We start from the raw sequence: 11,942 nt of genomic DNA on the forward strand, positions 1-11,942 counted from the left end.
GCCGAGGCCCCGGCGTCGTCCGGGGAACCCCCGGGTTCCTCTTCCCCGTCGGCCACCCTTCCTACAGTCCCGACTCGACCGTGCGGACCAGGATCCGCCGGCAGTTCTCGCACCGCACCACCGCGTCCTTGGGCGCCTTACGGATCTCCGCCAGCTCAGCGGCGGCCAGCTCCTGGCGGCAGCCCTGGCAGGTGCGGGCGTACAGCTTGGCCGCGCCGATGCCCCCCTGCTGCTCGCGCAGCTTGTCGTACAGCTTGAGGAGGTCGGCGGGGACGACACCCGCGACGACGCCGCGCTCCTTGGTGACGGTCCCGGCCTCGCCGTCGAGCTCCGCGTACGCGGCCTCGCGCCGGGCGGTCGCGTCGTCGATCTTGCCTTGGACCGCGCCGACGCGCTCGGTCAGCTCGGCGACCCGCTCCTGCGCGGACTCGCGGCGCTCCATGACTTCGAGGACGACGTCTTCGAGGTCGCTCTGCCGCTTCGCGAGGGAGACGATCTCGCTCTGGAGGCTCTCCAGGTCCTTCGGCGAGGTCACGGCGCCGGAGTCGAGCCGCCGCTGGTCGCGCTCGGCGCGCTGACGGACCTGGTCGACGTCCTGCTCGGCCTTCTTCTGCTCGCGCGTGCAGTCGCTCTCCTCGGTCGTCGCGGCGACGAGGAGGTCACGCAGCTGCGTGAGGTCCTTGCCGAGCGACTCGATCTCGGCGTGCTCGGGCAGCGAGCGGCGCTTGTGGGCGAGCTGCTGGAGTCGGACGTCGAGGGCCTGGACGTCGAGAAGGCGGTTCTGGTCGGCGGGCGCGGCGTTCAGTTGGGGGCTCCAAAGGGGGATGCGGAATGGCTGGTCCAGGGGTCGGTGACCGTGGCGGAGACGTGGGTGCGCAGGCCCCAGCCCTCCCGCTCGGAGACCGCGTCGAGCTGGGCCGCCGCCTGCTCGCACCAGGGCCACTCGGTGGCCCAGTGCGCGGCGTCGACCAGCGCGAGGGGATGCTCGGCGCGGGCCTCGGACGCCGGGTGGTGGCGCAGGTCCGCGGTCAGGAACGCGTCGACGCCCGCGGCGCGGACGTACGCGAAGAGGCTGTCGCCGGAGCCGCCGCTGACGGCGACCGTGCGGACGACGGCCTCGGGGTCGCCGGCCACCCTGATGCCCTGCGCGGTGGCGGGCAGCCGCTCGGCGGCGCGGGCGGCGAACTCCCGTACGGTCAGCGGGTGGTCGAGCTCGCAGACCCGGCCGAGGCCACGCCGTCCGACGGGGTCGGCGGTGTCGGGCACGAGGGGGCGTACGACGCGCAGGCCGAGCGCGCCCGCGAGGGCGTCGGAGACGCCGGGGTCGGCGGTGTCGGCGTTCGTGTGCGCGACGTGCAGCGCGATGTCGTTCTTGATGAGCGTGTGCACGACACGGCCCTTGAACGTCGACGCGGCGACGGTGGTGGTGCCCCGCAGGTACAGCGGGTGGTGCGTGACCAGCAGGTCCGCGCCCAGCTTCACCGCCTCCTCGACGATCTCCTGGACGGGGTCGACGGCGAACAGCACCCGCCCGACCTCCTGCTCCGGATCGCCCACGACGGTGCCGACCGCGTCCCAGGACTCGGCCCGCTCGGCGGGCCACAGACTCTCCAGCGCGGCGATGACTTCAGACAGACGGGGCACGCACCCAAGGCTACCTGCCGGTTCCTGTGGAACATACCGGTCGTGGGGATACCTGTGGATAACTCCGGCGACGGGGCCGGGGCGGGCCCGTCGGCGCCGGACTCGCACCCCGCCCTCCCCACGAAGCACATACCCCCTCCCCGCCTCGGAGGAATCGCTTCTGCGCCACTCGTACGAGCGAAGTACCGGCCCGCTCGTCCCACGGCCGCGCGTGCGAAAACTACCTTCTGCGGCGGAGGTGATCGGACGATGACGGCTTGTGTGATCGAACCGACCGCGGGGGACGCGGAGGGGGCGACGGGAGCGGGTTGCGTGATCACTGCGGACGGGGGGTACGGGGCGCGGCTAGCCCGGGACGGGGACGCGTGGTTCCCGGAGAGATGGTCGCTGGGCGGGCCGGAGGCGTATGTCGTCCCGCTGCCCGGCGCGCAGCCCGAGGAGGCCGGGACAGAGGTCCAACCCCTCGCGGACGGCCGGGTGTTGATCCACCGGCGAGCCGAAGGGCGGCATCTTTTCTCGCTGTTGTACCCGACGGGGCCCGGTACCGGGGAGGTGCAGCTCGGGGCGGTGGAGTGCACGGACCTGTCGTTGCTGCCGCCGTCGCCGTGCGGGAAACGGGTGTTCGCGCTGGCCGTGGGCGAGACGTCGACGGCCGTGTGGCAGGTGGCCGGCGGCGCGTTCGGGCCCGAGCGGCTGGCGGAGGTGCCGGGGCGGTGCGGCGGCGGGGTGTGGCTGGATCCGGACGGGCGGCTGCTGGCCGTCGATCGTGAACTGGGCGGGCGTACCAAGGCGGTGGTGGTCGACCTCGGGCGGGACGGCGCTGTGTCGCCGCTCCTCCAGATCACCGAGGAGAGTGACGACCGGCTGCTGCTCGCCGACCGGGACAGCGGGCTGCTGCTGATCCGGTCGGACGCGCCGGGTGAACCCCGGCTCGGGTGGGGGGTGTTGGGGAGTACGTTGCCGGTCCGCTTCCCCGAGTCGCTGCGGCCGGCGGGGTGTTCGGTGACGCCGTTCGCCGTGCAGCCGGGGCAGGTGCTGCTGCCGGAGAGCTGTGCGGTGGCGCTGCGGGTCGACGGGGCGTACGGGTGCTGGGTGGGGATGTGGCGGGCGGCGGACCGGCGGATGCGTCAAGTCGCCGCGCCCGACGGGTGGTTGACGGGGAGCGGGTGGTGGTCGGCGGAGGGGGTGCTGGGGTTGCCGTACACGACGGGGGGCGAGCCGTGCGGGGTGGCCCGGGTGCGGGCGTGGGAGGGGGCCGAGGTGAGGCGGACGGCTGCCGCGCCGCGTCCGGTGCCGTTGCAGCAGGCGCCACTCGACAAACGTGTAACAAGGTAGGCGCCGACGCCTTGCCCACCCCGTCAGCCTCAGGGGTCTCGATAGACTCGCCGGGCTGTACGAAGGATCAGGTTTACGGGGTGGAGCACTTCCGATGAACGACGCAAACACCACGCAGCGGCCGTACGCCGAGACGCACGGCTCCGAGTCCGGCGGCGCCGGTCGCCATCGCGGCCCGCAGTCGGCGCATGACGCGGAGGCGGCTCCGCACGGGCGGCATCGCAGGCCGGCGGAGCAGGCGGAGTCGGCTGCGGCGTAGGCGGTTCGGGTACGTGGGTCCCGCTGGTCACCGAGGGTGATCGGCGGGGCTTTTTTCTTGAGTGAGCGGGGCTGGGGGCTCGGGGGAGCTTCTTTCTTAAGGGAGTTGGCATGTCGGCGTGCGTCTTCTGCGACATCGTCGCGGGTACCGGGTCCGCCCGGATCGTGTACGAGGACGAGTGGACCGTCGCGTTCCTGCCCCTGCACCCCGCCGCCGTCGGCCACACCCTGCTCGTTCCCCGCGCGCATGTCCGCGACCTCTGGGACCTTGCGGCGGCGGACGCGCACCGTCTCACGACGGCGCTGTTGCATCTCGCTCCGGCGCTGCGGCGCGCGTTGTCCCCCGACGGCCTGAACGTCGTCAACTCGGCGGGGGCGGCGGCCACTCAGACCGTGTTCCACCTCCATGTGCACCTGGTTCCGCGCTGGCACGGGGACACGTTCGGTCCACTGTGGCCGGCCCGCTCGCAGCGGCCCGCTCAACAGGACGAGCGGGTGGCGGAGTCGATCAGGGCGGAGGTGGCGGGAACGGCGTACGAGGCAGAGCGTCCCGCCGGTCCGGTCAACTCCCTTGAGGAATACGAAGGCTGACCGGACCGGCGGGGCGTTGGCTCTCTACTCCCGCCGCAGCCCCAGTACTTCGGCCGCCCCGAACGTCTCTCCGCTGGGCCGCTCGGCATAGTGCGGTGTCAGTACCGCGTCCAGCTCGTCGTAGGTGAACGCGTCCTGCTTGCTGTCGAACTTGGCGCGGATGCGCGGGCGTTCGACGACGGCGACCATGCCGCCGTGGACGACGAGGAGCTGGCCGTTGATGCGGGCGGCGGCCGGGGAGGCCAAGTAGCCGACGAGGGGGGCGACATGGGCCGGGGAGAGGGGGTCGATGCCCTGGTCGGGTTCCTCGACGGCGGCGAAGACGTCCTCGGTCATGCGGGTGCGGGCACGGGGGCAGATGACGTTGGCGGTGACGCCGTACTTGGTGAGGGCGAGGGCCGTCGAGACGGTCAGGCCGACGATTCCGCCTTTGGCGGCGGCGTAGTTGGGCTGCCCCGGGGAGCCCGCGAGGAACGCCTCGGAGGAGGTGTTGACGATCCGGCCGTACACCGGTCCCCCCTCCCGCTTCGCGCGCTCACGCCAGTGCGCCGCCGCGAACCGGGTCGTGTTGAAGTGCCCTTTGAGGTGGACCCGGACGACCGCGTCCCACTCCCCCTCGGTCATGGAGAAGACCATCCGGTCGCGCAGGATGCCCGCGTTGTTGACGAGGACGGCCAGCTCGCCGTACGTCTCGATCGCCAACTCGACGAGTTCGCGGGCCTGCTGGAAGTCGGAGACGTCCCCGGTGTGGGCGGTCGCCTCGCCCCCGGCGGCGCGGATCTCGGCGGCCACCTCCTGCGCGGGTGTCGCGGACGCCTCGCCGGAGCCGTCACGGCCGGCCTGCCCGTAGTCGTTGACGACAACAGCCGCACCGAGCCTGGCCAGTTCGAGCGCCTCGGCGCGTCCGAGTCCGCGCCCGGCGCCGGTGACGATCGCCGAAAGTCCTTCCAGGGGACGGGGCATGACGGTTCCTCAGATCTCTATACAGGTGCGCAGGGCGGTCCCGGTGCGCATCTGGTCGAGGGCCTCGTTGATGTCGGCGAGCGGGACCCGGTGCGTGATGAGACCCTCAAGGTCGATGCGTCCGGCACGCCAGAGGGCGATGGTGCGCTCGTAGGAACGCAGGACGTCACCGCCGCCGTACATGGACGGCAGGATCCGCTTCTCGTCGAAGAACAGCTCGAACATGTTGAGTTGGAGGAAGTCGTCCATCGCGCCGGCGCCGACGACGACGAGGGTGCCGCCGCGCCGGGTGTTCTCGTAGGCGGTGCGCGCGGTGGCGGACCGGCCGACGACCTCGAAGACGTAGTCGAACCCCTCGCCCCCGGTGACCAGTTGCTTCGCGCCCGGCAGCTCGTCGGGCGAAACGGCCTTCGTGGCACCGAACTTGAGTGCCGCCTCGCGCCGGGAGGCGACCGGGTCGACAGCGACGATCTCGGCGGCCCCCTTGAGCCGCGCGCCCTGGATCGCGGAGATCCCGACACCCCCGCAGCCGATCACGGCGACGGACGAACCGGCTTGCACGTCAGCGGTGTTGAGGGCGGCGCCGAGCCCCGTCGTCACCCCGCAGCCGATGAGCGCGGCGATGTCGAAGGGCACGTCCTCGGGGATCAGCACCGCGCACCCGGCGTCGACGACGACCTCCTCGGCGAACGTGCCGGTCCCCGCGAACCCGAACACATCCCCGGCGGGGCGGCGGAAGTTGGGGGTTCCCGCGTTCATGAACCCGGCGAGACACAGCTCGGTCTGGCCGCGCTTGCAGGCGGGACAGGCACCGCAGGCGGGCAGCCAGCACACGACGACCCGGTCACCGGCCTTCAAGTGGCTTACGCCCTCCCCGACTTCGAGGATCTCCCCCGCGCCCTCGTGCCCCGGCACGAACGGCCCCGGCTGCGGCAGCACCCCGCTCATCGCGGACAGGTCCGAGTGGCACAGGCCCGTCGCCCGCACCCGGACCCTCACCCTGCCGGGCCCGAACCCCACGGCCTCGACGTCGTCGAGGACCTCCAGCTTGTCCTGACCGATCTCGTGCAGTACGGCTGCGCGCATGGGCGCGACTCCCCTCAGATCAAGGCGTGTTGGACGATCGTGTCGGCGAGCACGGGCGCGTCGCCGCGCTCGGCGGCGCTCACCGCGACGCGTACGGCCCCCTCGCCGCGCCACATGCGGACGCGCAGCGTCTCGCCCGGGTACACGACCCCGGCGAACCTCGTGTCGTACGACCGGACTTGGCTCACGTCCCCGTCCAACACCGTGTCCACGACGGCCTTCAGCGTCATGCCGTACGTGCACAGGCCGTGCAGGATGGGCCGTTCGAACCCGGCGCGCTTCGCGAAGTCGGGGTCCGCGTGCAGGGGGTTGTAGTCGCCGGAGAGGCGGTACAGGAGGGCCTGGTCCTCGCGGATCTCGCGCTCGACGGTCAAGTCCGGTTCCCCAGTGGGGGGTTCGAGGCGACCGGAGGGCCCGCGCTCGCCACCCCAGCCGCCTTCGCCGCGTACGAAGATGTGCGCGTCGCCGGTCCACAACGGGCCGTCGGTGTCGGTGACTTCGGTGCGCATGACGAGGACGGCGGCCTTGCCCTTGTCGTACACGGCCGCGATACGGCCCGTCGCGGTGGCGGTCCCCTCGGCCGGGATCGGGCGGTGGAGCGTCAACGACTGGCCGCCGTGCAGGACTTGGGACAGGTCGACGTCGACTCCCGGCATCGACAGGCCGCTGATCACTCCGGGCGAGCCGTTTCCGGCGACGGTCGCGAAGCTCGGGAGGACGTGCAGGCGGGATTCCAGGGTGTAGCGCAGTTCGTCCGGGTCGGTGGCGGGGGTGCCGGCGCCGATGCCCAGGTGGTAGAGCTGCACGTCCTTGCGGGTCCAGGTGATCTCGCCGGTGCGGGGGGTGGCGGCGAGGGCTGCGGCTGCGTCGATGGGCAAGGGGGCTCCCTGGGGGGCATGTCGGTGCGGAGCGCTGGTGCGGTGGGTCCAAGACCTCGGTACGGCTGTCCGCACCGTCGGCCGCACCGAGGTCGTCGCGGTCGGACTGGAACCTGTTCCAGTCCGGCGCCCTAGGTATAGCCGAGGGCAGTTTGATTGTGAAGGCTCCTGACGAGTCATCAGATTCGGGTGCTCGATGCTTTCCGGTGAAGCGCTCGCAGGGTGTGACATTTGTACTGCTGGAGTCGGTACGGACGGTTCTGTCGGACGGCGGTGGGAGGCGCGTAGCGTCGTGACTCACAGCAATCGGCGGCACAGCACACGGCCGGACGGGGGACTCGCGGGATGTACAGGAAATACAGGACGGACAGAGCCAGGGAGTCCAAGGACTTCGCGCTCAGCGGCTTCAGCATGCTGCCCTGGCTGCTGATCGGACTCGGCGCCTTCTCCAACCTCTTCCAGCCCGAGACCCCGAACCCGGTGATCGGCGGTCTGGGGCTGCTCGCCTTCAACTCGCTCTATATCTACGTCGTCTTCCGCGCCTTCCTCCGGGAGACCAGGGAGGCGACGTCGACGAGGGTGGCGCTCGCGCTGCTGACCCTGATCACCTGCGCGCTGGCTCTGGGATACGGCGGCACCTGGCTGCTGTTCTTCCCGCTGCTCGGCCTCGCGACGGGCGCGGCGATCAGGATGCCGCACCTGCGCTGGGCGAGCCTCGCCCTGACGGCCCTCGCCGGCACGGTCGGTGTGGTGCGCGAGGGCTGGGGCAGCCTCGACACGACGTACGCGACCTGGATCTCGACGCTGGTGACGGCGGCCGTCCTCTCCCTCACGGACACCGTCCGTGAACTGCGCTCCGCCCGCGAGGAACTCGCCCGGCGCGCGGTGGAGAAGGAGCGGCTCCGCTTCTCCCGCGACCTGCACGACCTGCTGGGCCACACCCTCTCGGTGATCGTCGTGAAGTCGGAGGCCGCCCGCCGCCTGGCCCCCAGGAATCTGGACGCGGCCCTCGTCCAGATCACGGACATCGAGTCGGTGGGCCGCCAGGCCCTCACGGAGATCCGCGAGGCGGTCACCGGCTACCGGGAGAGCAGCTTCACGACCGAGCTGGACCGTTCCCGCTCGACCCTAGCGACCGCCGGCATCACCCCGACGATCACAGAATCCGGCCCACCCCTCTCCCCTCACACAGCGACCCTCCTGGGCTGGGTGGTCCGCGAGGCGGTCACCAACATCGTCCGGCACAGCGGGGCGAGAAACTGCGCGATCGAGCTGACGGGGGGTTCGGGGCGGGTGCGGTTGACGGTGACGGATGACGGGTTGATGCCGAAGCAGGGCGGGATGGTTCGGGTGGGCGGGGGTTTGGGGGGTGGTGGCGTCTCGGGAGCCGGTGGTGTCGCGGGAGCCGGTGGTGCCTCGGGGGTCAGCGGTTTCTCAGGGGTCAGCGGCGCCTCAGGGACAGGCGGTGTCTCGGGGACCGGCAGCGTGACGAGGGCCAGCAGCGCCTCGGGAGTCAGTGGCGCCTTGGAGGCCGGCGGTGTCTCGGGGGGCGGTGGTCGGAGGCTCGACGGCCCGGGTATGAGCGCGCCGGTCACCGAGGCCCTGGACCAGGATCTCGACGCCCTCGACCCGGACGGCTCGACCAGCGCCGGAGCGCCCGGCACAGCCGCCTCGGCGACTGGGACGCCGAGCGCCGCTGACAACTCCAGTACGGGTTCCCTGACGACCAGCACCCCGGCCGACGCTGGCGCGGCTTCCGCAGCGGACGGCACTTCGGCCAGCGCCGACACGGGGTCTCCGGCGACCGGCGGCTCAGCCACCGCTGGCGCGGACTCCTCAACAACTGGCACCCCTACCGGCACCAGCACAGGTTCCCCAGCGACCGGCACCTCAGCCGCTGTCAGCATCAGTTCCCCGACCAGCGCTGGCACAGCTTCCGCAGCGGACGGCACCTTGGTCACCGCCGACACAGATTCCCCGACAACCGGCACCCCGGCCACCACCGAACCCCCCGCCCCAACCCCCTCGCCCCTCATCGACACCCCCGCCCAAGACACCTCACCCCCCGACACCCCCGCGCGCGGCACCGGTCTCATCGGGCTCCGTGAACGCCTCGCCGCAGTCGGCGGAACCCTGGAAGCCGGGCCGGGGGCGCGGGGTGGATTCACGGTGACCGCGGAGTTGCCGGCGGAAGCCGAGGATTACGACGGCACCCCCCGGAGGGACCCCGTGCACGGTGCCGGAAGCGTGGACGGCTGGCACCCCGAACCTTGTGCGCCGGGCGTGTACACCGTGCGCCCCGCCCCGGACCCCCGTCACACCGCGCCCTCCTCGGGCCCCGGCCCTAGGCTGTCCCCGTGACCAGCAGCCCCCTGAACTCGCCGTACTCCCCGATGGACCCGGCAGCGAGCGAGATGCCGAGCAGCCACCGTCCCGCGAGGTCCATCCGGGTCCTTCTCGCGGAGGACCAGGGGATGATGCGGGGCGCGCTGGCGCTGCTGCTGGGGATGGAGCCGGACATCGAGGTGGTGGCGCAGATCGGTGCCGGGGACGTGATCGTGGACACGGCGCTGATGTGCCGTCCCGATGTGGCCCTCCTGGACATCGAGCTGCCGGGCAAGAGCGGGCTGGACGCGGCGGCGGAGCTGCGGGACGAGGTGCCGGACTGCCGGGTGCTGATCCTGACGACGTTCGGCAGGCCGGGGTACCTGCGGCGGGCGATGGACGCGGGGGCGGCGGGGTTCCTGGTGAAGGACGGTCCGGTGGAGGAGCTGGCGCAGTCGATCAGGAGGGTGCTGACCGGGGAGACGGTGGTGGACCCGGCGCTGGCGGCGGCAGCCCTCGCGTCCGGCCCGAACCCGCTGACGACCCGTGAGCGCGGGGTGCTGGAGGCGTCGGCGGACGGGGCGACGGTGGCGGACATCGCCGAGAGGCTGCGGCTGTCGGAGTCGACGGTCCGCAACTACCTCTCGGCGGCGATCGGAAAGACGGGCACCCGCAACCGCACGGAGGCGCTGAGGGAGGCACGGCAGCAAGGGTGGCTGTAGTGGCGGGGGGCGGCTCCCCACGCTCCGAGTAACTCTCAGGCCACGCGGGCTACACGCTCCGAGGAACTCCTCGACCGGACGAGGACTCCCGCCCTCCGAGGAGTTCCTCGGTCTCAAGGACCCCGCCTCAGGAAGAGTTGCCCGCCCGCCGGAAACGGCCGGCCGAACCGCTCACTGAACCGCCTTGCGGAACAACGCCGTCAACAGAAAGTCCTTGCCGAAGTACGGGGACCCCTCCCCCTCCTCCCGCATCCTCCGGAGCGTGACCTCGGTCAACTCTCCGAAGATCCCGCGCAAGGAGTCGTCGGTGTAGGCGAGGCCGCCTTGGAGGGCGCCCTCCCGGTAGAAGTCGGCGTCGGAGAGTTCCGAGCCCATCGCGCCGGCGGCGAAGCAGGTGAGTCCGAAGTACCCGCCGGGTGCGAGTGCCCGGTCCAGGAGACGCAGGTAGCTGATACGGCGGTGAGGAGGCAGGTGATGCAAGCAGCCGGAGTCGTAGACGAGGTCGTAGGGGCCCGTCAGTTCGGTGCCGACGAGCTTGAAGGCGTCGCCGAGGTGGAACCGGACGTCCGCGCCGGCCTCGCGGGCCCGCTCCTCGGCCCAGGTGATCGCGGCCGGGGAGATGTCGACGGCGTCGACCTGATAGCCGTGGGCGGCGAGGTGGCGGGCGTTGCGGCCAGGGCCGCAGCCGAGTTCGAGGGCTCGGCCGCCGGTGAGGACACGCTGTTCGAGGAGGGCGGCGAGGTTTTCGTCGGGCTTGTCGACGAAGAAGGGGACGGGGCGGGAGCGGTCCGCGTAGAAGTCGTCCCACCAGTCGCCGGCCTGGCCGGTCCACCGGTCGGCCCCGGGGGCGAAGAGGGTGTCCAGCAGGTCGAGGACGTCGTCGACGGTACGTATGTTCCGGTCCATCCGGGCTCCTTCCCCACTAGATCATTTTACCGGGCCGAGCTGGAACAAAGGGGGCCAACTACCCTTGCGGGCAAGAGGAGTTCACCGTTTCCGCAAGACCCTCAGGGACCCCTGTACGCCGAGTTCCTCGAAGACTCGCGAGCGCAGGGCGCGGAGGTAGATCCGGTACGGGGCCTGGCCGGTGAACTCGTCCTCGGGGTCGGGGAAGACGTCGTGGATGACGAGGAGGCCGCCCTGGGCGACGTGGGGGGACCAGCCCTCGTAGTCGGCGGTGGCGTGCTCGTCGGTGTGGCCGCCGTCGATGAAGACGAGGCCGAGGGGGGAGTTCCACAGGTTCGCGATCTGCGGGGAGCGGCCGACGAGGGCGACGACGTGGTCCTCAAGGCCGGCCCGGTGGAGGGTGCGGCGGAAGGTGGGGAGGGTGTCCATGAGGCCGAGTTCGGGGTCGACGGTCTCGGGGTCGTGGTACTCCCACCCGGGCTGCTGCTCCTCGCTCCCCCGATGGTGATCGACGGTGAGCGCGACAACGCCGCTCCGCCGAGCGGCACCGGCAAGCAACACGGTGGACCGCCCGCAGTACGTCCCCACCTCAAGCAACGGCAACCCCAAGCCCCCCGCCTCCACGGCAACCGAGTACAAGGCCAGCCCCTCGTCCTCGGGCATGAACCCCTTGGCCCCCAGAAAGGCAGCCAGAATCTCCGGCTCGGGCCGAGTGGCGAGGGCGTCCATGGAGTCTTCCTTCCGAAGGCACGGCAATGCGGGCCCCCATGCTGTCGTACCCCCGCAGCCACACGAAAAGGGGGCCCGCTCCGAACCACCACGCCACCGCGAAGCGCCGGCCACGGTGGCGTCCCGCCAGGTGGTGCGGGGGATCAAGGCGCCGGAATCCACAGGTCGCATCGGCACGGTTCCGGGCCGCGCATGGCGCCGACGGCAGGTCAGCCACTGCGCGACTCGGGAGCCGTACGCCATCGGGCGGCCGACGCGCGGCTTGCCGGAACCCGTCGGGCAAGGCCCGCTCACACCACGAGGCGGGACCCGACCCCGGCCCACGAGATCACAGCCCCGCCGGAGAAGCACTCACCGGCGGCGGCCACAGGCCGGACGACGCCCTCGGGAGGGTCGTACAGCCGAGGACCGTACAGGTGCGGGGCTGTGTCCGTTCTGCGGCTCCGCCGCGTGGGCGCGACCAGTCACGCACAACCCGCAGCCCGTCACACAGCCCCCACCCACC

Annotated in this window: 11 protein-coding genes and 2 pseudogenes; 6 read left to right on the forward strand and 7 right to left on the reverse strand. The window is 71.7% G+C overall.

Annotated features, from left to right (window positions below):
• Window positions 1–61: 61 nt before the first annotated feature.
• Together ACQCO7_RS12545 and ACQCO7_RS12550 are read right to left on the reverse strand one after the other, a co-directional pair.
• Window positions 62–805 (reverse strand): zinc ribbon domain-containing protein, encoded by a 744-nt coding sequence (locus ACQCO7_RS12545; RefSeq protein WP_464077201.1) that lies wholly within the window; start codon window positions 803–805, stop codon window positions 62–64.
• Window positions 802–1,644, reverse strand: a complete 843-nt coding sequence (locus ACQCO7_RS12550) for a Nif3-like dinuclear metal center hexameric protein (protein WP_464071895.1) — start codon at window positions 1,642–1,644, stop codon at window positions 802–804. Before ACQCO7_RS12550 ends, ACQCO7_RS12545 begins: the two co-directional genes overlap by 4 nt.
• A 249-nt stretch (window positions 1,645–1,893) precedes the next feature.
• On the opposite strand from ACQCO7_RS12550, the gene ACQCO7_RS12555 reads away from it, so the two are divergent.
• The 3 genes from ACQCO7_RS12555 to ACQCO7_RS12565 all read left to right on the forward strand — a co-directional run bounded on the left by ACQCO7_RS12555 (window position 1,894) and on the right by ACQCO7_RS12565 (window position 3,828).
• Window positions 1,894–2,979: a hypothetical protein gene (locus tag ACQCO7_RS12555; protein WP_464071896.1), complete on the forward strand. Its 1,086-nt coding sequence runs from the start codon at window positions 1,894–1,896 to the stop codon at window positions 2,977–2,979.
• Between the two features lie 94 nt (window positions 2,980–3,073).
• Window positions 3,074–3,238: a hypothetical protein gene (locus tag ACQCO7_RS12560; RefSeq protein ID WP_464071897.1), complete on the forward strand. Its 165-nt coding sequence runs from the start codon at window positions 3,074–3,076 to the stop codon at window positions 3,236–3,238.
• A gap of 110 nt (window positions 3,239–3,348) precedes the next feature.
• Complete coding sequence (locus ACQCO7_RS12565) at window positions 3,349–3,828, forward strand: HIT family protein (RefSeq protein ID WP_464071898.1); 480 nt, start codon at window positions 3,349–3,351, stop codon at window positions 3,826–3,828.
• 24 nt (window positions 3,829–3,852) lie between these two features.
• Here ACQCO7_RS12565 and ACQCO7_RS12570 read toward each other — a convergent pair whose 3' ends face one another.
• The 3 genes from ACQCO7_RS12570 to ACQCO7_RS12580 are packed head-to-tail and all read right to left on the reverse strand — an operon-like array spanning window position 3,853 to window position 6,755.
• Window positions 3,853–4,791 carry a 3-oxoacyl-ACP reductase gene (locus ACQCO7_RS12570; protein WP_464071899.1) on the reverse strand — a complete coding sequence of 313 codons (939 nt, stop codon included), beginning with the start codon at window positions 4,789–4,791 and terminating at the stop codon, window positions 3,853–3,855.
• A gap of 9 nt (window positions 4,792–4,800) precedes the next feature.
• On the reverse strand, window positions 4,801–5,877 hold the full coding sequence (locus ACQCO7_RS12575) for a Zn-dependent alcohol dehydrogenase (protein WP_464071900.1): 1,077 nt from the start codon (window positions 5,875–5,877) through the stop codon (window positions 4,801–4,803).
• A 14-nt stretch (window positions 5,878–5,891) separates the two neighbouring features.
• Window positions 5,892–6,755 (reverse strand): MaoC/PaaZ C-terminal domain-containing protein, encoded by an 864-nt coding sequence (locus ACQCO7_RS12580; protein WP_464071901.1) that lies wholly within the window; start codon window positions 6,753–6,755, stop codon window positions 5,892–5,894.
• A gap of 345 nt (window positions 6,756–7,100) precedes the next feature.
• Here ACQCO7_RS12580 and ACQCO7_RS12585 point away from each other — a divergent pair.
• The 3 genes and pseudogenes from ACQCO7_RS12585 to ACQCO7_RS12595 form a co-directional block, all read left to right on the forward strand.
• Window positions 7,101–8,288, forward strand: a pseudogene (locus ACQCO7_RS12585) (sensor histidine kinase); the annotation flags it as partial.
• Window positions 8,289–8,831: 543 nt separating this feature from the next.
• Window positions 8,832–9,116 (forward strand): annotated as a pseudogene (locus ACQCO7_RS12590) (sensor histidine kinase); the annotation flags it as partial.
• Window positions 9,117–9,169: 53 nt separating this feature from the next.
• Window positions 9,170–9,802 carry a response regulator transcription factor gene (locus tag ACQCO7_RS12595; protein WP_029183607.1) on the forward strand — a complete coding sequence of 211 codons (633 nt, stop codon included), beginning with the start codon at window positions 9,170–9,172 and terminating at the stop codon, window positions 9,800–9,802.
• A 171-nt stretch (window positions 9,803–9,973) separates the two neighbouring features.
• On the opposite strand, the gene ACQCO7_RS12600 is transcribed toward ACQCO7_RS12595, so the two are convergent.
• Entirely contained in the window at window positions 9,974–10,708 is a 735-nt protein-coding gene (locus ACQCO7_RS12600) for a class I SAM-dependent methyltransferase (protein WP_464071902.1), read from the reverse strand.
• An 81-nt stretch (window positions 10,709–10,789) separates the two neighbouring features.
• A complete protein-coding gene (locus ACQCO7_RS12605; protein ID WP_464071903.1) occupies window positions 10,790–11,437 on the reverse strand; it encodes a class I SAM-dependent methyltransferase in 648 nt (215 codons plus the stop codon).
• Window positions 11,438–11,942 lie beyond the last annotated feature (505 nt).

The sequence above is a fragment of the Streptomyces saintjeani genome (genome assembly GCF_055409605.1).